Source organism: Kitasatospora sp. UYEF31, from assembly GCF_057291755.1.
On record NZ_JBXAWK010000010.1, the window covers coordinates 48,811 to 69,137 of the forward strand.

At 69.6% G+C, this 20,327-nt stretch carries 15 protein-coding genes and 2 pseudogenes; 8 read left to right on the forward strand and 9 right to left on the reverse strand.

Annotated elements, in window-relative coordinates; genetic code table 11:
• Positions 1 to 176: 176 nt before the first annotated feature.
• Entirely contained in the window at positions 177 to 1,760 is a 1,584-nt protein-coding gene (locus AC0Z36_RS07355) for an MFS transporter (RefSeq protein ID WP_485461898.1), read from the forward strand.
• A 122-nt stretch (positions 1,761 to 1,882) separates the two neighbouring features.
• Here AC0Z36_RS07355 and AC0Z36_RS07360 read toward each other — a convergent pair whose 3' ends face one another.
• The 5 genes from AC0Z36_RS07360 to AC0Z36_RS07380 form a co-directional block, all read right to left on the reverse strand.
• A complete protein-coding gene (locus tag AC0Z36_RS07360) occupies positions 1,883 to 3,538 on the reverse strand; it encodes an FAD-dependent monooxygenase (protein WP_485461899.1) in 1,656 nt (551 codons plus the stop codon).
• A 165-nt stretch (positions 3,539 to 3,703) separates the two neighbouring features.
• Positions 3,704 to 4,576: an amino acid ABC transporter permease gene (locus AC0Z36_RS07365; RefSeq protein ID WP_485461900.1), complete on the reverse strand. Its 873-nt coding sequence runs from the start codon at positions 4,574 to 4,576 to the stop codon at positions 3,704 to 3,706.
• Entirely contained in the window at positions 4,573 to 5,217 is a 645-nt protein-coding gene (locus AC0Z36_RS07370; RefSeq protein ID WP_485461901.1) for an amino acid ABC transporter permease, read from the reverse strand. The genes AC0Z36_RS07365 and AC0Z36_RS07370 overlap by 4 nt, the downstream gene beginning before the upstream one ends.
• A gap of 233 nt (positions 5,218 to 5,450) precedes the next feature.
• A complete protein-coding gene (locus AC0Z36_RS07375) occupies positions 5,451 to 6,338 on the reverse strand; it encodes a glutamate ABC transporter substrate-binding protein (protein WP_485461902.1) in 888 nt (295 codons plus the stop codon).
• Between the two features lie 205 nt (positions 6,339 to 6,543).
• Positions 6,544 to 7,272, reverse strand: coding sequence for an amino acid ABC transporter ATP-binding protein (locus AC0Z36_RS07380; protein WP_485461962.1), 729 nt, complete (start codon positions 7,270 to 7,272; stop codon positions 6,544 to 6,546).
• Between the two features lie 396 nt (positions 7,273 to 7,668).
• On the opposite strand from AC0Z36_RS07380, the gene AC0Z36_RS07385 reads away from it, so the two are divergent.
• Positions 7,669 to 8,346, forward strand: coding sequence for a response regulator transcription factor (locus AC0Z36_RS07385; protein WP_485461903.1), 678 nt, complete (start codon positions 7,669 to 7,671; stop codon positions 8,344 to 8,346).
• 6 nt (positions 8,347 to 8,352) lie between these two features.
• The gene (locus AC0Z36_RS07390; protein ID WP_485461904.1) at positions 8,353 to 9,789 is read left to right on the forward strand and encodes a sensor histidine kinase; all 1,437 of its coding nucleotides are present in this window, start codon (positions 8,353 to 8,355) and stop codon (positions 9,787 to 9,789) included.
• 142 nt (positions 9,790 to 9,931) lie between these two features.
• Here the strand turns inward: AC0Z36_RS07390 and AC0Z36_RS07395 are convergent, their stop codons facing one another.
• Together AC0Z36_RS07395 and AC0Z36_RS07400 are read right to left on the reverse strand one after the other, a co-directional pair.
• On the reverse strand, positions 9,932 to 11,875 hold the full coding sequence (locus tag AC0Z36_RS07395; protein ID WP_485461905.1) for a bifunctional serine/threonine-protein kinase/glutamate ABC transporter substrate-binding protein: 1,944 nt from the start codon (positions 11,873 to 11,875) through the stop codon (positions 9,932 to 9,934).
• A gap of 178 nt (positions 11,876 to 12,053) precedes the next feature.
• On the reverse strand, positions 12,054 to 13,034 hold the full coding sequence (locus AC0Z36_RS07400) for a TAXI family TRAP transporter solute-binding subunit (protein ID WP_485461906.1): 981 nt from the start codon (positions 13,032 to 13,034) through the stop codon (positions 12,054 to 12,056).
• A gap of 71 nt (positions 13,035 to 13,105) precedes the next feature.
• Here AC0Z36_RS07400 and miaB point away from each other — a divergent pair.
• Both miaB and AC0Z36_RS07410 read left to right on the forward strand, forming a co-directional pair.
• Positions 13,106 to 14,359, forward strand: a pseudogene (miaB, locus tag AC0Z36_RS07405) (tRNA (N6-isopentenyl adenosine(37)-C2)-methylthiotransferase MiaB); the annotation flags it as partial.
• A 144-nt stretch (positions 14,360 to 14,503) separates the two neighbouring features.
• Positions 14,504 to 14,743, forward strand: a pseudogene (locus tag AC0Z36_RS07410) (tRNA (N6-isopentenyl adenosine(37)-C2)-methylthiotransferase MiaB); the annotation flags it as partial.
• 191 nt (positions 14,744 to 14,934) lie between these two features.
• On the opposite strand, the gene AC0Z36_RS07415 reads toward AC0Z36_RS07410, so the two are convergent.
• Positions 14,935 to 15,519, reverse strand: a complete 585-nt coding sequence (locus AC0Z36_RS07415) for a histidine phosphatase family protein (protein ID WP_485461907.1) — start codon at positions 15,517 to 15,519, stop codon at positions 14,935 to 14,937.
• A gap of 63 nt (positions 15,520 to 15,582) precedes the next feature.
• Between AC0Z36_RS07415 and AC0Z36_RS07420 the strand changes: the two genes are divergently transcribed.
• On the forward strand, positions 15,583 to 16,299 hold the full coding sequence (locus AC0Z36_RS07420) for a class III extradiol dioxygenase subunit B-like domain-containing protein (protein ID WP_485461908.1): 717 nt from the start codon (positions 15,583 to 15,585) through the stop codon (positions 16,297 to 16,299).
• A 157-nt stretch (positions 16,300 to 16,456) separates the two neighbouring features.
• Here AC0Z36_RS07420 and AC0Z36_RS07425 read toward each other — a convergent pair whose 3' ends face one another.
• Positions 16,457 to 16,888: an antitoxin gene (locus tag AC0Z36_RS07425; RefSeq protein ID WP_485461909.1), complete on the reverse strand. Its 432-nt coding sequence runs from the start codon at positions 16,886 to 16,888 to the stop codon at positions 16,457 to 16,459.
• 219 nt (positions 16,889 to 17,107) lie between these two features.
• Here AC0Z36_RS07425 and miaA point away from each other — a divergent pair, with 219 nt between their 5' ends.
• Both miaA and ggt read left to right on the forward strand, forming a co-directional pair.
• Positions 17,108 to 18,031, forward strand: a complete 924-nt coding sequence (gene miaA, locus AC0Z36_RS07430; RefSeq protein ID WP_485461910.1) for a tRNA (adenosine(37)-N6)-dimethylallyltransferase MiaA — start codon at positions 17,108 to 17,110, stop codon at positions 18,029 to 18,031.
• A 423-nt stretch (positions 18,032 to 18,454) separates the two neighbouring features.
• Complete coding sequence (ggt, locus tag AC0Z36_RS07435) at positions 18,455 to 20,284, forward strand: gamma-glutamyltransferase (protein WP_485461911.1); 1,830 nt, start codon at positions 18,455 to 18,457, stop codon at positions 20,282 to 20,284.
• Positions 20,285 to 20,327 lie beyond the last annotated feature (43 nt).

A 20,327-nucleotide genomic window follows, 5' to 3' on the forward strand; every position in this document is an offset into this window, starting at 1 on the left:
GACGTATTAGACGACCGTACGAGACGTTCGTCTTGAACAACTGTCCGGCTAGTAGGCAGCCCGCGGCGCTCACACGGAGTGGCCGCGCGCCTCGCTTCTGCTGAACAAACATCTAAAACGCATGTCTTATACAAATGTCCTATACAAGCGTCTAAGACGTGCGTACGGTTCTCCATATGACGACGACTCAGGAAACATCCGGTACGGAACGGCAGCTGGCGGGCCGCAAGGAATGGATCGCCTTCTGTGTACTGATGCTGCCGCTGCTCCTCGTATCGATGGATGTTTCAGTCCTCTACTTCGCAGTCCCGTTCATCAGCCAGGACCTTGAACCCAGCACCACCCAGCAACTCTGGATGTTCGACATCTACGGCTTCGTCCTGGCCGGCCTGCTGGTCACCATGGGATCCCTTGGAGACCGGATCGGCCGCCGCAAGCTGCTCCTGATCGGCGCCGCGGCGTTCGGTGGCGCCTCGGTCGCCGCCGCCTACGCCCAGAGCGCCGAGATGCTGATCGCGGCCCGTGCGCTGCTCGGTATCGGCGGGGCCACGCTGATGCCCTCCACCCTCGCGCTGGTCCGCAACATGTTCCCCGACGACAAGCAGCGCTCGAAGGTCGTCGGCATCTGGTCCGGCGTCATGGCCGGCGGCGTCGGCCTCGGCCCGGTGTTCAGCGGAATCCTGCTCGAACACTTCTGGTGGGGCTCGGTGTTCCTGGTCAACACCCCCTTCATGGTGATGCTCCTGGTCCTCACACCGATCCTCGTCAAGGAGTACAAGGCACCGAAGGTCGGCAGGTTCGACATCCTCAGCGCGCTGCTCACGCTGGCCTCCGTGCTCCCGCTCATCTACGGCCTCAAGGAGATGGCGAAGGACGGCTTCGAGGCGCTCCCCGCCCTCGCCCTGCTGGTGGGAGTCGCTGTCGGATACGTCTTCATCCGCCGCCAGCGCACGCTGGAACACCCGATGCTCGACCTGGAACTCTTCCGCGACCGCGGCTTCAGTGGCTCGCTCATCACCAACCTGCTCGCCATGTTCGCCCTGGTCGGGTTCGCCATCTACACCACGCAGTACCTCCAGTCGGTACTTGAGATGAGCCCGCTGCGCGCCGCCCTGTGGGCCCTGGTCCCGTCGGTGCTCGTCGGCGGTGTCGCCCCGCTGGCCACCGCGCTGGCCCAGAAGATCAACCGGGCCTACCTGCTCACCGGGGGCTTCACCATCGCCGGTGCCGGATTCATCGCCCTGACCCAAGTGCGCGCTGACTCGGCCCTCTGGGTCGTCCTGACCGGCGCCACGGTCTACGCCTGCGGAATGATGGTCGTCATGGCACTGGCCTCCGAACTGGTCATGGCCACCGCGCCGTTGGAGCGGGCCGGCTCCGCCGCCGCGACGCTGGAGATGAGCTCGGAGCTCGGCGGCGCACTCGGCATGGCGGTCCTGGGGACCATCGGAAGTGTCGTGTACCGCAACCAGGTCGACGGTTCCCTGCCTGCTGGCATCTCCGCCGAGAACCAGGAAGCCGTACGGGAGACCCTCGGCGGAGCCCAAGCGGTGGCTTCACGCCTCCCGGATGAGATCGGAACTCAGGTGTTCGACGCCGCCCGCGACGCCTTCACCCACGGGATGCAAGCCGCGGCGATCGCGGCAGCGGTCGTCATGTTCCTCGCCGCGGTTACGGCACTGGCCACCCTGCGCAAGGCCGGGGCGGTGCCGGAACCGGAGCCGGTGGCCGGGAAGGAACTGGCGGAGGTCGAGGTCTGACCCGGCTTGCTCCGCTCCGCGAGAATGCTGGAGTGCCCTCTTCCCGAGCCGGGGAAGGGGGCACTTCAGCATGCTCGCCGAAAGACCTGCGGCCTGGTCCGGTGGGAAACCCGGAACAGGCCCTAGACCCCGCCCGCGCCCCGGGCAGTGTTGACAGCCGCTGCCAGTTCCCCGTGCGCGTCCGGCGGGAGCACCGCCGCGAGGTAGCCGTCAGGCCGGATCAGGAGCAGCGAGTGCGGGGCCGCCCCCGGATACTCCGGGGTCGCCACCAGCTCTGCGGGGACGGGGAGTTCGTCCACCCGACGGCGCAGCTCGGGCATCAAGCCCGCACTCCGCCAGCGTTCGGCGTCCCACACCTCTATACCGGGTGCTGTCAACAGAACCAGGAACACCCGGTCGAGGCATTCGCTGAGCCACTTCCCCTCAGTGCTGTCCGTGCGGACGACCGGCACGTCAGCGGCTGGAGCGCCGGTTCCCGCCCCGGGGAAGAGAATCGGCGAAGTGGTGTACTCCGGCCCGGACCCTTCGCCTGCGACCCCCCGCGGGTCGAGGCGGCGCAGGGTGGTGCCGTCGCTGCGGGTGCCGAGCAGGGTGAGCCTGCGCCCGACCTTTTGAACCGTCGTACGGGGGGTGAGGAAGTGCAGGGCCTCTTCCCCCAGCGCGAGTTTCCGCTTGGCCACCGCGCGGCGTTCGCGGTCGTACGTCTTCAGCAGACGTATGGGCGCCTGCCCGTGCAGCGCGAAGGCCAGCTTCCACGCGAGGTTCCGCACGTCGTGCAGCCCGAGTTCGACCCCGTCGGCGGCGGACGGGTGCACCAGGTGCGCGGCGTCGCCGGCCAACAGCACACGTCCCTTGCTGAACTGCCGCGCCAGCCGCTGGTGGACTTCCCACTCGCCGGTCCACTGGAGGTCGTAGGGCCAGTGTTGGTCGCCGCTGGCCGAGTGGGACAGCGTACGCAGGACTCCGCGGATCCGGGACGCGATCTTCTGCGGGTCGGCGGGGTCGCCGGGGACCTTCAGGACCTGCGTCTCGGCGGAGGCCTTGGCGAACCCGTGCGCCAGTGGCAGCTGCCAGGTCAGCCGCCACACATCGTCAGGAAGCGGCTGGACGTGGACGGTTCCGCCGCGGTGGAACGACGGGTCGACGAACAGCCTTGGAGAGAAAGGCTCTTCGTCGCGCGGCAGGATGGTCTTCACGTCGGCGCACAGCAGTCGGTCGACACGCGGTCGCCCCGGAAAGCGGATGTCGACGGCCTTGCGTACGGGGGAGTGCCGTCCGTCACAGGCGATCAGGAAGGAGGCCCGCCAGCGCACCGGCCCGGCGGGACCGGTGGCGGTGAGGGTGACGGTCTGCCCGTCCTGTTCCACCGTGGCGACGGTGTGCCGCCACGCGGTGGTGATCAGCGGGTGCGACCGCACGGCGTCGAGCAGCGCGGTTTCGAGGCGGTTCTGGGAGAGACCGAAACGGTCGGCGGTGCCCGTACCGCCCTGGACATCGTGGTTGCGCCGCCGTACGAGGGTCGGTCCCCACGGTTCGGCCGCGCCGTCGAGGCGGTCACCGGCAAGGGCGTGGACATAGGCGAGCGTCGCCGTGTCGAGCCCCACGGAGCGGGACCCCGCGCGCGCGACACCCGTACCCTGATCGACCAGAACACACCGGATGCCGTAACCGGCGAGGGTGAGGGCGGCGGCCAGACCGGTCGGCCCCGCCCCCGCGATGATCACCGAGTCTTCGTACGGCGCGGCGGACGCGGGTGCCACTGCGTACGGTTCGTCCACGGACGGATCGTTCCTGCGTTGTCTGTCCATGGGCGCCACCGGCCCCTCCCCGAGCGTGTTGCCTGATTGCACTGGCCCCATCATCGGGCACAAAAGGCGTACGACATGACTGCGGCGCCCCGGAGCGAGGGGGAGTGCTCCGGGGCGCCGCAGGTCCGGGGGTGTTCAGGCGCTGACGCCGGCGCCCATCTCCAAGTTGGCGGGCTGGGCCGGGGGCTTGCCCTTGCGGCTCGTCCGCGACCGCTTCTCGATGTACGTCGCCAGATACGACAGTGCCATGCACAGGCCGATGTAGATGGGGGAGATCACCAGCACCATCGGGATGAACGGCTGACCGAAGGTCTGGTCACCGCTGAAGCTCTTGGCGATGTACAGGAACTCGGTGTACGTGATCAACGAGCCGAGCGAGGTGTCCTTCAGCGTCACCACCAGCTGGCTGATGATGTTCGGGAGCATCGCCCGCACCGCCTGCGGCACCAGGATCAGCGTCATCACCTGGGTCTTGCGCATGCCCAGGGCGTACGCGGCCTCACTCTGCCCCTTGGGCACCGACAGGATGCCGGCCCGGATGGTCTCCGCCTGCACGGTGCCGTTGTAGACGGACAGGCCGATGACCAGCGCCCACATCACGTCCAGACCCCAGCCGTACGTGGCGTTCGCCAGGTAGAGGAAGAAGATCAGGACCAGTAGCGGCATCGCGCGGAAGAACTGCACGAACGCGATGGCGGGAACCCGCACGGCCAGGTGGTCGGACAACTGCGCGGCCGCGAGCAGCGCACCCAGGACGATCGACAGCACACCGGCGTACGCGAACGCCTTGAGCGTGTTCATCAGACCGTTGAACAGCTCGGTCTGCACGTTCTTGTACTGGAAGATCTCCCACTTCTTGGCCTCGAACTGGCCCGTGGCGTTGAACCGGTAGACGACGAACGCGATCAGCCCGGCGATGAGCACGGTGCCGAGGACGCTGTACATCCGGTTGCGCTGCCGGGTCTTGGGGCCCGGTGCGTCGAAGAGTACGTTGGCCTGCGAGCTCATCGGGCCACCGCCAGCTTCTTCTCGAGGACGGCCAGCAGCGCGCTGAGCGTCAGGGTGATGATCAGGTAGCAGACGGCGATCCAGAAGAAGATCCACAGGACGTTCTCGCCCTGCTCCATCAGCGAGTCCTTCGAGCCCAGGAGCTCGGTGACGCCGAACCCGGAGGCGATCGCGGTGTTACGGACCATCGCGATGATCAGCGAGCCCATCGGCACGGTGGCCGTGCGCATCGCCTGCGGCAGCACGACCGTGGTCAGCGACTGGTTGAACGTCATCCCGAGCGAACGGGCGGCTTCGGCCTGGCCCATCGGCACGGTGTTGATGCCCGAGCGGATCGCCTCGCAGATGAAGGCCGAGGTGTAGCAGCCCACCGCGATGACCGAGAGCGTCAGCCGGTCCAGGTTCACACCCAGGCGGGGCAGCGCCAGTACGGCGATGAAGAACAGCAGCACCAGCGGGGTGTTGCGGAGCACGGTCACCCACGCGGTCCCGAAGGCGCGCAGCGGCGGCACGGGCGAGACCCGGAAGCCGGCCATGACCGTGCCCAGGACCAGGGCGAGTACCCCTGACCAGGCGCTCAGTTCGAGGGTGCCGAGGAACCCGTCTTTGAAGAGGTCCCAGTGGTCGGCGAGAAGGTTCATCAGCGACTCCTCCTCACGCCGCGGGAGCCGCGGTGCAGAGATTCCATGTGCGAGTCCTTGTGGGCGTCCGGCAGGGCGGAGGGGGAGGGGGCCGGCGGCCCGCCTTCGTCGGGCGGGCCGCCGGTGTTACGGCATCAGACGGTTGCTCGGTGACGGTCGCCCGGTAGCGTTTCGGTCCTGGTGCCCGGGGTGAAAGCTCAGGAGCGATCAGTCCCGGGGCCCGGGGCGAAGGCTCAGTAGCGGTCGAGCGCGGGGACCGCGGCGATGGCCACACCGGAGGCGCCCAGCGTGGAGTCGTACGCCTTCTTCCAGTCGCCGTTCTTCTCGTGCGCCTCGATGGCGTTGTTGACCGCGTCGCGCAGCGCCTTGTCGTCCTTGTTCAGGCCGACGCCGTACTTCTCCTCGGAGAACGGCTTGCCGATCACCTTGAGGTTGGTGGAGTCCTTCGCGGCGTAGCCCGACAGGATCGTCTCGTCGGTGGTGACCGCGTCGACCTGCTTGCTCAGCAGGTTCTCGACGCAGAGGTCGTACGACGCGAAGAAGGTGGACTTCACGTCCGGGTACTTCTTCTTGATGTTGTCGATCGACGTCGAGCCGTTGACCGAGCAGACGGTCTTGCCGTTCATGGCGGTGACATCGGTGAGCGTGCTGTCCTTGCGGACGAGCAGCGACTGGCCGGTGATGTAGTACGGGCCGGCGAAGGAGACGAGGTCCTTGCGCTTGGCGGTGATGCTGTACGTACCGACGTAGTAGTCGACGTCGCCGGCGGCCAGCGCGGTCTCCCGGTTGGCCGACTGGATCGGCTTGTACTCGATCTTGTCATCGGCGAAGCCGAGGTCGGCGGCGACCATCTTGGCGACCTCGATGTCGAAGCCGGAGTACTTGCCGCTCGTCGGGTCCTTGTAGCCCAGGCCCGGCTGGGTGTCCTTGACACCGATGATCAGCTTGCCGCGGTCCTTGGCCTTCTTGAAGGCCGGCGAAGCGTCGATCTTCACGTCCTTCTTGACCTCGTACGACCCCGACTTCGCGTCGTCCTTGCTGTCCTTGCCACAAGCGGTGCCGAGCAGGGCCATGGCGGCGATGCCGGTTACAGCGACTGCCGTGCGCATACGACGGTTCATGAGAGCGGTCCTTGTCCTTCGAGCCGGGCGTCCCCCCACGGGACGTGGCGGGTGTGTACTGCCTACGCGCCTTGTACGCCTGGGTACATGACGAGGGTTCAGCTGGTGCTGCGGGGCGTTCGACAAGCTGTGTCCGCCGGGGTGCGCTGTACCCGCAACGTCGTTGGTGCGGGGGCTGGACCCCGGCGGACAGTCTCAGGTGGGTTCAGTGGTGCAAGATCTTGGAGAGGAAGTCCCTCGCCCGGTCGCTGCGCGGGTTGGAGAAGAACTCCTCAGGGGTGTTCTCCTCGACGATCCGGCCGTCGGCCATGAAGATCACCCGGTTCGCGGCGGAGCGGGCGAAGCCCATCTCGTGCGTGACGACGACCATGGTCATGCCGTCGCCCGCGAGGGAGCGCATGACTTCCAGGACCTCGTTGATCATCTCGGGGTCGAGCGCGGAGGTCGGCTCGTCGAACAGCATCACCTTGGGCTTCATCGCCAAGGCGCGGGCGATGGCCACCCGCTGCTGCTGACCGCCGGACAACTGCGCCGGGTACTTCTCCGCCTGGGCGCGCACACCGACCCGGTCGAGGAGTTCGAGGGCCTGCTTCACGGCGACGTCCTTGGCCACCCCGCGTACCTTGACCGGGCCCAGCGTGACGTTCTCGAGGATCGTCTTGTGCGCGAACAGGTTGAACGACTGGAACACCATGCCGACGTCGGCGCGCAGCCGGGCGAGCTCGCGGCCCTCCTGGGCCAGCGGAGTGCCGTCGATGGTGATCGTGCCGGCTTCGATGGTCTCCAGGCGGTTGACCGCGCGGCACAGTGTCGACTTGCCGGAGCCCGAGGGGCCGATCACCACGACGACCTCGCCGCGGTGGATCGTCAGGTCGATGTCCTGGAGCACGTGCAGGGCGCCGAAGTGCTTGTTGACCCCCGACAGCACGACCAGGGGCTCGCCCTCGCCCGCTACCGGCGATTCCTTCGTAAGGAGATCAGGTGCGTCGGTCACGATTGCTCGCTCCGTTCTGGCTGGCTGGGAGCCCACAAAGGGCGGAAGGGGAAGAGATGAGGGAACCGGCGAGCCGGGGTCCGGATCGCGAACCCCGGCACCCGCCGGGTGGGCAGGAGGTTAACCCGAACGGGGTAGGGGTTGGTTGCTGACTTGAGCATCACTTGAGGTCGCTGTTTGGTAACGCCCATTGAGGGATCATGTGATTAAGCCGGGGTAGCCGGGCGCGCGCGGGCCGGGTCCGAGACCATCACCACATACCGGCGAAGCGTGTGGACCACACAACAACACCGCACAACCCGGACAACAACACCGGACAACAGGGGGACGAACGGGATGCGACTGCTCCTGGTGGAGGACGACCTGCGGGTCGCCGCGCCGCTGCGCGCGGTGCTGGCCCGGCACGGCATCGAGGTGCGGCACGCCACCTGCGGCGAGGAAGCCCTCGAAGCGCTGTCGGACGCCTACGACGTCGTCCTCCTGGACCTCGGGCTGCCCGACCACGACGGGTTCGAGGTGTGCAGCCGCATCCGCCGGCAGTCCGACGTGCCAGTGATCATGGTCACCGCGCGGGCCGACGTGCGGTCCCGCATCCACGGGCTGAACCTCGGCGCCGACGACTACGTGACCAAGCCGTACGACATCGGCGAGCTCCTGGCGCGCATCCACGCGGTAGGGCGCCGTACGCGCGTCGACGCCGTGCCGGACGTCGCCGACAGCAGCCATCTGCAACGCCTCGGGCAGCTTGTCCTCGACACCGCCGCCAGGAGGGTCACCCTCGACGGGCGCGACCTGGGACTGACCCGCAAGGAGTACGACCTGCTCGCACTGCTCGCCGGGCGGCCCGGCGTCGTCTACCGGCGGGAGCAGATACTGAGCGAGGTCTGGCAGAGCGCCTGGTCGGGCAGTGGGCGGACGCTGGAAGTGCACGTCGCTTCCCTGCGCGCCAAGCTCGGCGACCCGGCGCTGGTGGAAACCGTACGCGGCGTCGGTTACCGCGTCGTGGGCGCCTGAGCCGCAGTGCGCACCCGTGTCCTCGCCCTACTCCTCGCCCTCATGGCGGCCGTGCTGCTCTCCCTCGGCATCCCCCTGGCCGCGTCCCGTGCCGACAGTCGGCAGCAGGACCTCATCCGCGACCGTGTCGACGACACCGCCCGGTTCGCCTCCGACGCGCAGCTGACCGTCGTCTCCGACTCCGAGCTCGTCCGCTCCACCGAGAGCACCGGCGAGCGTCCGGAACCGGCCGACCTCGGTGTCCTGCGCGGCGAACTCGAACGCTACGAAAACGTCTACCGGATCAAAGCCGGGGTCTTCGACCTCTCCGGGCGGCCGCTCGCCGTCTCCCACCCCGGTTATGTGCTCCCGGGCGGCATCCACCCGAAGAACGCTTTCGCCGAAGCCCTCGCCGGCCGCCGCAGCGAGGACCCGCCCCGGGTGCTGCCCTGGGAGGAGCGCCGCATCCTCGTCGCCGCCCCCGTCATCCACCGCGGCGACGTCATCGGCGTCGCCGTCACCGACTCGCCCACCGGGCGGATGCGCTCCCGCGTCCTGGGCGACTGGCTGGTCCTCGCCGCCGGGGAGGCCGTCGCGCTGCTCGCCGCCCTCGTCCTGGCCACCCGGCTGGCCGGCTGGGCGCTGCACCCCGTCCGTACGCTCGACGCGGCGACCCACGAAATCGCCACCGGGCGCCTCGGGGCACGCGTCGCGGCCGCCCAGGGACCACCCGAACTGCGTCGCCTGGCACGGTCGTTCAATGAAATGGCCGACAACGTCGAGACCGTCGTCGGGCAGCAGCGGGCCTTCGCCGCCGACGCCTCGCACCAACTGCGCAACCCCCTCGCTGCGTTGATGCTCCGGATCGAGGAACTCGGCTTCGAGCTGCCGCCGGAGAGCGACGGGGTCCTTGAGGGACTACGCGAGGAGGGCCGCCGGTTCACCCGCGTCCTCGACGGTCTGCTGGCACTGGCACTGGCTGAAAACGATGCCAATACAGCGTACGGAAACGCTGGTCCCGTCGATGTCGCCGCCCTGGTCCGGGAACGCGTCGACGGCTGGGGCCCGGTCGCCCGCAGCCGCGACCAGACCTTCGACCTGTTCGGTTCGGCGGCACTGACCGCCGCGGTCGACCCGGTGACCCTCGGCAGTGCCCTGGACGCGGTCCTCGACAACGCGCTGAAGTTCAGCCCGCCGGGGGGGACCGTCCGCGTCGGCGTGTCCGCAGCCGGTGACCACGTGGAGATCAGCGTCTCCGACCACGGACCGGGGTTGACCTCCGACGAGATGCGCCGCGTCGGGGACCGCTTCTGGCGCAGCCCCCGGCACCAGAACGTGGACGGCACGGGGCTCGGACTGTCCATCTGCCGCACCCTGCTCAGGTCCGCCGGCGGCACGCTGGAGTTCACCACCGGGGAGGAGGGCGGACTGACCGTCACACTCGGTCTTCCGCGCACAGACTGACGAAGCGTCAAATCCTCGTCGGGCCGACAGGACGCCAAGCCCTGTAAAGGTTGAGGAAGCGCCAGGCCCTGTTGAGGCCGAGGAAACGCCAGGCCCTGTTGAGGCCGACGGTCCGTCAGGTTCCGTCCAGGCCGACGGCCCGTCAGTTGATCTCACAGTGCGGCGGACGCGGCGCCGGCAGGTTCAGCTTGCCCAGGTGGGTGTCGTACGCCCGCTGCCAGTCGCCGTTCGCGATCCGCTTCTCCAGGGACTGGCACACCATCCGGGCCAGCGCGGTGTCGCCCCTGGCGAACGCGACCCCGTACGGCTCCTGGGAGAACGGCCGCCCCAACAGGCGCAGCTGACTGGGGTGCTGGGTGACAAAACCGGCCAGGATCGCGTCGTCGGTGCTGACCGCGCGCACCTTCTTCGCCAGGAGGTCGGTGACACACTCGGAGTACTTCCCGCGCTCCTCAAGCTTGATCTGCGGGAACTGCTGCTTGATCCGGGCCGCGGGCGTCGAGTCCCGGACCACGCACACGGGCTGTCCGGCCAGGTCCTCGGGGCCGTGCACGGCATCGTCGTCGGTACGGATGAGCAGGTCCTGACCGGCGATGAAATACGGGCCGGCGAAGGACACCCGCTTCTTGCGGTCCTCGTTGATCGTGTAGCTCGCCACCACGAAGTCGACCTGGCCGCTGGATATGCGGTACTCCCGGCCCTGGGTCTCCAGCGGCAGGAACTGCGGCTTCGTCTTGATCCGCAGGTCCTCGGAGATCATCTTGGCGATCTCGTCGTCGAAGCCCGCGTACGAACCGTCCGGCAGGAGCACGCTCAGCCCCGGCTGGTCGGGCTTGACGCCGATTATCGCGTAACCGCGCTTCACCATCGCCGCGTACGTCTGCGAGTCACGCTTCAACTGGTCGAACGTGTCATCGCTGCCCGCCCCATGACCCCAGGTCAGCAGCAACGGCAGGCCCACGACCAGCAGGGCCAGGGCCAGTGCGGCGGATACCAGCACCCCGCGGTGCCGCCAGAACTTCCGGCGCGGGGCCGGGACGGACGGCAGCGGGCCACCGGACGTCGGCTCCACGGGCCCGGTGTCGCCGGACCCGGGTGAGGCCACCATCAGTGAGGCCGCGGTCTCGGGCACCGGGCCGCCCCAGGTCGCCGGGACCGCGTCCTGGACCAGCCGGGCGAGCAGCAGCTCGGCCTCCTTGGCGTCCATCCGGTGCACGGGGTCCTTGCGGAGCAGACCCTCGATCACCGGCTCAAGCGGCCCGGCGAACCGCATCCGGGGCGCTTCCTGACGCACCGAAGCCTCGATGGCGTCGATCGGGTTGGCGCTGCGGAACGGCGCCCGCCCTTCGACCATCTCGTACAGCGTCGCGCCGAGCGACCACAGGTCCGAGGCCGGTTCCAGGCCGGTCCCGGCCGGTACGAGGCCGGTCTTCGAGCGCTCCGGGTCCTTGAGGTGCTGCTGGTGCTGCGCCACGGCCTGCCCGGCCCGTTCGGGCGCCAGGTAGCCGGGGGTGCCCAGGAGCTCCCCGTACTGCGTCACCTGCGGCGCGTCCACATAGGTGGCGATGCCGAAGTCGGTGAGGACCACCCGGCCGTCGTAGCCGAGCAGCACGTTCGCGGGCTTCACATCGCGGTGCAGCACGCCCCGTGCGTGCGCGGCGCGCAACGCCCGCAGCACGTGCAGTCCGACCCGGGCCGCTTCGTCCACTTCCAGACGGCCCTCGGCGCGCACGACATCGGCCAGCGGCCGGGAGACCACCAGCTCCATGACGATCCACGGCCGCCCGTCCTCCACGATCACGTCGTGCACGGTGACGACGTTCTCGTGCCGGATCCGGGCCGCGGCGCTGGCCTCCCGCTTGGCGCGCTCCAGCCAGGAGCGCTGGAGTTCCGGATCGAGCCCGGGCTGGAACAGCAGCTCCTTCACCGCCACTTCACGGCCGAGCGCGGTGTCGACGGCGAGCCAGACGCGGCCCATGCCGCCCTGGCCGAGGCTCCGGCTCAGCCGGTAACGCCCGGCGACCAGGTGACCGGCGGCGGCTCCGGACCCCTCCGGCCCCACAGGATTCTCAGACCTCTCGGACACTGCGGTCGGAACCTCCCTATCGCCCTGTTGTTCGATCCGGCTGACGTCGGTGCCAAGCATGGTGCACGCCGGGCACCGCGCGCATGTCGACTGCGTCACGGATTCCCGGCGGACGGCCCGCGCGGCGGCGCCCGCACCGGGGTTGATCACACATCAGCGATCCGCACGGCACCGTACGTCACGGTTTCACCGACCGGTACCACGCCCTGGCCCCCTCGTGCAGGGGCAGCGGATCAGTGAAGACAGCCGTACGGGGATCCACCAGCTGGGCCGGATGCACATCCCGGCCGATCTCCTTGCGGCTGCGCATCACCGTCCCGGTGACCTGCTCGACCAGGAGCGGATCGGCCCCCGCCGAGGTCACCAGCAGGTTGGGCACGGCCACGGTCGCGACGTCGGAACCCATCGAATAGGCGTCCCCGGGCACCACGGCCTCGCGGTAGACGGGGCCGTAGCGGTCCCGCAGCGCCGCCGCGTACTCGCCGAGCGGGACCAGCCGTACGGCATTGTTCTCGGCCAGCTGCGACACCGCCTTGGTCGGCAGACCGCCTGACCAGAAGAAGGCGTCGAGGGATCCGTTCTTCAATCCAACAACGGCGTCGTCCAGCGTGATCTGCGCCGCGTCGATGTCCGTGTCCGGATTGAGCCCGCCGGCCGCGAGCAGCCGGCGTGTGACCAGTTCCACACCCGACTGCGGCAGGCCGATGCCCACCCGCCGCCCGCGCAGGTCGGGCAGCCGGGCGACCTGGGACCCCGTCGGGACCACCAACTGCACGTAGTCGTCGAACAGCCGGGCCACCGCCCGCAGCCGGGCCAGGTCACCGGCCGGCAGGTCGGCCACCGCGTCCGTGGTGGCGATGGCGAAGCTGTCCCGTCCCGCGATCACCCGCTGGAGGTTGTCCACCGAGCCGCGCGTCGGATCGAGGGTGACCCGTACGCCCAGGTCGTCGGACAGACGCGGGGCGAGCAGTGTCCCGTACCGGTGGTAGACCCCCTCGGGTACGCCGGTCGCCAGACTCACGGGACCGCCGTCGTACCGTGGATCATTGTTCGAGTTCAGCCACAGCACCCCGGTGCCCGCGACCACCAGCGCCAGGACGGCCACGATCCACACCACGCGGGTGGTGGGTCGGGGGAGCGTTCTGCGCAGGGCTCGCATGGGGGGAATGCTCCCAGTCCTGCGGCAGGCCGTGACATGGGGGTTCCGCCACCACATATCCTTGGGCGGTTATGCGTAGCTACCAGGTCCGTACATACGGTTGCCAGATGAACGTCCACGACTCCGAGCGCCTCTCCGGGCTGCTGGAGGACGCGGGTTACTCGCGCGCGCCCGAAGGCGAGGACGCCGACGTCGTCGTGTTCAACACGTGCGCCGTAAGGGAGAACGCCGACAACCGGCTGTACGGGAACCTCGGGCACCTCGCCTCGAAGAAGGCCGCCCGCCCCGGCATGCAGATCGCCGTGGGCGGCTGCCTGGCGCAGAAGGACCGCGACACCATCATCGAGAAGGCCCCGTACGTCGACGTGGTCTTCGGCACGCACAACATCGGCTCCCTGCCGGCCCTGCTCGACCGGGCCCGCGTGCAGGAGGAGGCCCAGGTCGAGATCCTCGAATCCCTGGACGTCTTCCCCTCCACGCTGCCGACGCGGCGCGAATCCGCTTACGCGGCCTGGGTGTCCGTCTCCGTCGGCTGCAACAACACGTGCACCTTCTGCATCGTGCCCGCGCTGCGCGGCAAGGAGAAGGACCGCCGCCCCGGCGACATCCTCGCCGAGATCAAGGCCCTGGTCGCCGAAGGCGTCGTCGAGGTGACGCTGCTCGGCCAGAACGTCAACGCGTACGGCTCCGACATGGGCGACCCCGAGGCGTTCTCCAAACTGCTGCGCGCCTGCGGGGAGATCGACGGGCTTGAGCGGGTCCGCTTCACCTCGCCGCACCCCCGCGACTTCACCGACGACGTGATCGCCGCGATGGCCGAGACCCCCAACGCCATGCCGCAACTCCACATGCCGTTGCAGTCGGGGTCGGACACCATCCTGAAGGCCATGCGCCGTTCCTACCGCCAGGAGCGCTTCCTCGGCATCATCGAGAAGGTCCGCGCGGCCATGCCTGACGCGGCCATCTCGACGGACATCATCGTGGGCTTCCCCGGCGAGACCGACGAGGATTTCGAACAGACCATGCACACCGTACGGGAGGCCAGGTTCGCGAACGCGTTCACCTTCCAGTACTCCAAGCGACCCGGGACCCCCGCCGCCACGATGGACGGGCAGATCCCCAAGGCCGTGGTGCAGGAGCGCTACCTGCGGCTGGTCAAGCTCCAGGACTCGATCTCCTGGTCGGAGAACCAGAAGCAGGTCGGCCGCGTTGTCGAGGTGCTCGTCGCCGAGGGGGAAGGCCGCAAAGACGGGGAGACCCACCGCCTCTCCGGCCGGGCCCCCGACCTGCGCCTGGTGCACTTCGAGGCACCTGCTGAAGGTGTGCGCCCAGGTGCTGGACTCATGGTCCCCGGCGGCATTCGCCCCGGGGCTGGGGTTATGGTCCCCGGCGGCATTCGCCCCGGGGCTGGGGTTATGGTCCCCGGCGGCATTCGCCCCGGGGCTGGGTTTATGGTCCCCGGCGGCATTCGCCCCGGGGACATGGTCACCACTGAGATCACCTACGCCGCCCCGCACCATCTGCTCGCGGAGAAGCCGGTGCTGTCCGTGCGCCGGACCCCCGCCGGTGACGCGTGGGAGAAGCGCAACGCGGCCCCCGCGGCTGCTGGCGCTGCTGTCGCGCCCAAAGGCGTGATGCTCGGGTTGCCGACGATCGGCGTGCCGAACCAGGCGGCGGTGCAGGAGTCGGGCTGCACTAGCTGCGGCTGACGCTGCCGCGGGCTGGCACTCGGGCGACTCGCCAACCAGACAGACGGGTAAGAAGTGGTGGTCATCCGGCCCGGATGACCACCACTTCTTACCCGTCTGTTCAGTTGGTTAGCGTGCCGGCCAGGGGCCCACCGCGCACTGGCCAGGGGCCGACCGCGCACTGGCCAGGGGCCGACCACGCGCCGGCCGCCTCAGCGCGCGTTCCACCCCAGCATCACCGGGCGCTCATGCTCGAACCCCAGGACCGACACGGTGGCCGTGTCCAGCTTGAACAGCCGCCCGTAGTCCGCGGGCAGGCCCAGCCAGCGGGCCGTGAGCACCCGCAGCACGTGGCCGTGCGCGACCACCGCGGCGTCGCCGTCCTCCAGAACCGGGATCAGCCGTTTCAGCACCCGGTCCACCCGCGCGCCGACCTGGTCCGCGGTCTCCCCGGGGTGCTCGGCGTCGCCCGGGATGACGCCGTCCCGCCAGAGGTACCAGTCGGGATGCTTGTCCTTGATCTCCGCCGATGTCCGGCCCTCGTATCCGCCGTAGTCCCATTCCCGCAGGTCCGGGTCCAAGTCGACCGTGGACAGCCCGGCGAGGTGCGCGGTGTTGCGCGCCCGCAGCAGTGGGCTGACCAGAACCTGCTTGAATTTACGGTCGGCGAGCAGTCCGGTCACCGCGGTGGCCTGCTCCTCCCCGTGTGCGGTCAGTGGGATGTCGGTGAGCCCGGTATGCCGCCCCGTGCGGCTCCACTCCGTCTCGCCGTGCCTGATGACAATTAGTTCACCCATGTGATCGATTCCATCACGGGCCTACGGGGCGGGCATTCCCGCCGGTCACATACGCTCGGACCTGTGCTTGTAGCTGCTGTTGTCTCCCCCGCCCCGCCCCTGCTGCTCCCCGAGGTGGCGGGCCCCGCCGCCGCGTCGGAACTCGACGGCCTGCGCGCGGCCTGCGACCGGGCGCTGACAGCGCTCATCGCCGCCGGGCCCGCCGGCGTCCTGGTGATCGGCGCAGGGGACGAGTCCTTCGTGACCAGCCACCCGTGGGGTGCCGTCGGCGACCTCCGCAGGTTCGGCGTGGACCGCTCCGTGCGGCTCGGCACGGGGCGCGCCGCGAGCCCGGAGTCCGCGCGGCTGCCGACCTCCCTGACACTCGGTGCCTGGCTGCTCGACCGGGCGGGCTGGCAGGGCCCCGTCGCAGGCTGCGGCGTACCGTCCGACATGACCCCACAGGAGTGCGCCGAGCTCGGCCGCGAGGTCGTCGAGGGCCCCGCGCGTACGGCCCTCCTGGTCATGGGCGACGGCTCCGCCTGCCGCACGGAGAAGGCCCCGGGCTACCTCGACCCGCGCGCCGAGGCGTATGACGCCGCCGTCGCACGGGCCCTGGCGACGGCCGACATCACCGCTCTCGCAGCCCTCGACCCCGGGTTGTCGGCCGAACTGTGGGCTGCCGGGCGCGCACCCTGGCAGGTCCTGGCCGGCGCGGCCGAAGGGGCCGGACTGGGCGGGGAGCTGCTGTATTCGGACGCGCCGTACGGAGTCGGTTACTTCACCGCGCTCTGGATTTAGGCCCGGCCCCGCGATCGCAGTGCCGCCCCGGTCCGCAGGGCCGGGGGAGCGCCGGACCCACTCGCCCCGGACCCACTCGCCCCGGACAGACCCGAGGGCCCGTCCCCTGTGCCGGGGAGCGGGCCCTTGTGGTCCGAGCGGTCGTCCGCGCGTCTGATCAGATGGTCGGCGGCTCGCCGCCCGAGGTGCCGGGGACGACCTTCTTCACCGCGTTCTGCACCGAGTCGACCTTGTCGGCGTACTTGCCGTCGGTCTTCTCGTCGATCACGTCGCCGGCTTTGTCGACAGCGCCTTCGATCTTGTCCTTGTGGCCGCCGAGAGCGTCGCCGACCTTGTCCTTGAGCTCTTCGGCCTTGTCCTTGAAGTTATCGAGCAGACCCATGTTTTCTCCTTCCGGTTCTCCCACCGCTTCTTCCTGGTGGGAGGCCGTCGCAGCTTCGGGCTCGATGCCGTTCTCCGCCGCGTGCCCGTGCTCGGCGTCGGCAGGACGTTCCCCGACCAGGACGGCTACGTCGCCGCCGGCCTGTCCGGGCGGGGCGACGGCGTCCGATTCCTCGGACCGCCGCTTGAACCAGTCGAAAACGCCCATTTCATGACTCCTTGACCGTACGACGCAGATGATGTTCGTGCATGTCGTGGCACGCGGTCGCGGCCAGACGGGCGTACGGAGCGCTCCGGACGGCGGACGACCGGCAGACACGACACCTGAAGGGCGAAACGACGCTGAGCCGTCCGGGTTACGCGCGCTCGGGGCACCCCAACCCGACGGGGGACAAAAAGGTGGTCGCGATCCGGCACAATCGTGCAGGTGAGTTCCCCCGTCACGTCCTCAGGTCCCCGTGTCGTCGCCGTAGTCGGCCCTACCGCCGCAGGGAAGTCCGATCTAGGCGTGGCGCTGGCCAAGGCCCTCGGCGGCGAGGTGGTCAACACCGACTCGATGCAGCTGTACCGGGGCATGGACATCGGCACCGCCAAGATCACCGACGCCGAACGCCAGGGCGTGCCGCACCACCTCCTCGACGTGTGGGATGTGACGCGCACCGCGAGCGTGGCCGAGTACCAGGAGGACGCCAGGTCGGTCGTGGACCGGCTGCGGGCGGAAGGCCGCACACCCGTCCTGGTCGGCGGCTCCGGGCTGTACGTCCGCGCCGTGCTAGACGAACTCGACTTCCCCGGCACGGACGCCGCCGTTCGCCGGCGCCTGGAGGACGAACTCGCCGAAGGCGGCACCGGACCACTCCACCAGCGGCTCGCGGCGCTCGACCCCGAGGCGGGTGCGAAGATCCTGCCCTCCAACGGCCGCCGGATCGTCCGCGCCCTCGAAGTCATAGAGATCACCGGCCGTCCGTTCACCGCGAACCTGCCCACCCACGAATCGGTTTACGACAGCGTGCAGATCGGCGTGGACGTCCCCCGCCCCGTCCTCGACGAACGCATCGGCCTGCGCGTCGACCGCATGTGGGCGGCCGGGCTCCTGGACGAGGTCCGCCTCCTCGACTCGATCGGCCTGCGCGACGGCGTGACCGCCTCGAAGGCCCTCGGCTACGCCCAGGCGCTCCGTCAGCTCGACGGCGAACTCACCGAGGCTGACGCGAAGGCCGACACCGTACGGACGACCCGCCGTTTCGCCCGCCGCCAGGACACCTGGTTCAGACGTGATCCGCGGGTGAACTGGTTGGGGTGGGACCGTGCGGATCTGCTTGCGGAGTCGCTGCGGCTGATCGGCGGCTGACCGCGCCCCGGGGGTCCGGGGGGTGGCCCCCCGGGTGGGCGCTGTAGGCGTGATCCGCGGGTGAACTGGTTGGGGTGGGACCGTGCGGATCTGCTTGCGGAGTCGCTGCGGCTGATCGGCGGCTGACCGCGCCCCGGGGGTCCGGGGGGTGGCCCCCCGGGTGGGCGCTGTAGACGTGATCCGCGGGTGAACTGGTTGGGGTGGGACCGTGCGGATCTGCTTGCGGAGTCGCTGCGGCTGATCCGGGCCTGAGCGGGTCAAGACCGGGCGAGCGTGCGGAAGGCCCCGTGCGAGATGGCCGGTTCGCGGGAGTTCCTCCGTACAGGAACGGTTTTTTGACTGTTCGTCACCGGGTTGCTTGTTGACTGTGGTGACCCCGTGGCAGGGTGGCGCCATTGTGCTGTCCGCTCCGGGGGAGGCCCTATGGCCCTGCAGATGCCTAAGAAGCGCTACACCAGACTGGCTGCTGGTGCCGCTGCCGTCGGACTGGTCCTGACCACGCCGGGAGTCGCCTCGGCGCACCCGCACGGGCCGGGCGGTACGCCGCCCAAACAGCCCACCGCCACCGGCTACGGCGGCGCGGTGTCGTCGGTCGACCCCGATGCCACCGCGATCGGCCTGGAGGTGCTGCGCCGGGGCGGCAACGCCGTGGACGCGGCGGTGGCCACCGCAGCCGCGCTGGGCGTCACCGAGCCCTACTCGTCGGGCGTCGGCGGCGGCGGCTATTTCGTCTACTACGACGCGAAGTCCCGTACGGTCAGAACGCTCGACGGCCGGGAGACCGCACCCGCGGCGATGAACGAGAAGTCCTTCCTGGACCCGGCCACCGGCAAGCCCATCCCGTTCGTCGAAGGGGTCAACTCCGGACTGTCGGTCGGCGTCCCGGGCACGGCGATGACCTGGGACGAAGCCCTGCGCAAGTGGGGTAGCACCAAGCTGAAGGACGCGCTCAAGCCGGCCGCCGAGCTCGCCGAGCGGGGTTTCACCGTCGACGCGACCTTCCGTGACCAGACAGCGATGAACGCCACGCGCTTCGACGACATCGTCCCCACCAAGGCACTGTTCCTGCCCGGCGGCGTGCCCCCGGCCGTCGGCAGTGTGTTCAAGAACCCGGACCTGGCGCGTACCTACCGCGAACTCGGGGCCCGGGGCGTCGACTGGATCTACGAGGGCGGCCTCGGCCGGGAGATCACGGACACCGCGCAGAAGCCGCCCATGACCCCGGACGCGGACCACGTCTTCCGCCCCGGGCTGATGACGGCCAAGGACCTGGCGGCGTACGACGTCCTGCGGCAGAAGCCGACACAGACCGGCTACCGCGGCTACCAGGTCTACTCGATGGCCCCGTCGTCGTCCGGCGGTACGACCGTCGGCGAGGCGCTGAACATCCTGGAGACCAAGGACGTCTCGAAGATGTCCGCCGTCGACGCGGCGCACTACTACCTGGAGGCCTCGCGCCTCGCCTTCGCCGACCGCAACCGCTACGTGGGCGACCCGAAGTTCATCGACGTGCCGCGCGGGCTGCTCGACGACCGCTACGCGAAGGAACGGGCCTGCCGGATCGACCCGGCCAAGGCCGGGGTGAGTCCTGTGCTCCCGGGGGACCCGAGGCCGCCGTACGACCGGAACTGCGCCAAGCTCACCGGCGTCGCGGACAACACCCCGTACGAAGGCGACTCGACGACGCACCTGACGGTCGCCGACAAGTGGGGCAACGTCGTCTCCTACACGCTGACCATCGAGCAGACCGGCGGCAGCGCGATCACCGTGCCGGGCCGCGGGTTCATCCTCAACAACGAGCTGACCGACTTCAGCTTCGCCCCGGTCACTCCGGGCGTCTTCGACCCGAACCTGCCGGCCCCGGGCAAGCGCCCGCGCTCCAGCATGGCGCCGACGATCGTGCTCGACGGCCACGGCAAACCGAAGCTCGCGGTCGGCTCCCCGGGCGGCGCGACGATCATCACCACGGTGCTCCAGATCCTCGACGGACGCTTCGACCGGGGCCTGACCCTGCCCCAGGCAGTGGCCGCGCCGCGCCTGTCACAGCGCAACGGCGCCGCGACCGAGGCCGAGCCGGGCGTACCGGCCGACCTGAAGGCCGGGCTGGCCGCCAAGGGCCACGTCTTCCGGGACAACCCGGAGATCGGGGCCGCGGCCGCGGTGGAGTTCCTGCCCGGTGGCAAGCTCCAGGCGGTGGCTGAGCCGGTGCGCCGCGGTGGCGGGGCGGCGGGGGTGGTGTATCCGGCCGGCTGAGCCCGGTGTCGCGTCGGTCAGGTACAAAATGCCCCTCGGTTGT

Coding starts and splice junctions, on each gene's coding strand:
- AC0Z36_RS07355 (WP_485461898.1), top strand. CDS start 177: ATGACGACGACTCAGGAAACATCCGGTACGGAACGGCAGCTGGCGGGC.
- AC0Z36_RS07365 (WP_485461900.1), bottom strand. CDS start 4,576: ATGAGCTCGCAGGCCAACGTACTCTTCGACGCACCGGGCCCCAAGACC.
- AC0Z36_RS07370 (WP_485461901.1), bottom strand. CDS start 5,217: ATGAACCTTCTCGCCGACCACTGGGACCTCTTCAAAGACGGGTTCCTC.
- AC0Z36_RS07375 (WP_485461902.1), bottom strand. CDS start 6,338: ATGAACCGTCGTATGCGCACGGCAGTCGCTGTAACCGGCATCGCCGCC.
- AC0Z36_RS07385 (WP_485461903.1), top strand. CDS start 7,669: ATGCGACTGCTCCTGGTGGAGGACGACCTGCGGGTCGCCGCGCCGCTG.
- AC0Z36_RS07400 (WP_485461906.1), bottom strand. CDS start 13,034: ATGCGAGCCCTGCGCAGAACGCTCCCCCGACCCACCACCCGCGTGGTG.
- AC0Z36_RS07415 (WP_485461907.1), bottom strand. CDS start 15,519: ATGGGTGAACTAATTGTCATCAGGCACGGCGAGACGGAGTGGAGCCGC.
- AC0Z36_RS07425 (WP_485461909.1), bottom strand. CDS start 16,888: ATGGGCGTTTTCGACTGGTTCAAGCGGCGGTCCGAGGAATCGGACGCC.
- ggt (WP_485461911.1), top strand. CDS start 18,455: ATGGCCCTGCAGATGCCTAAGAAGCGCTACACCAGACTGGCTGCTGGT.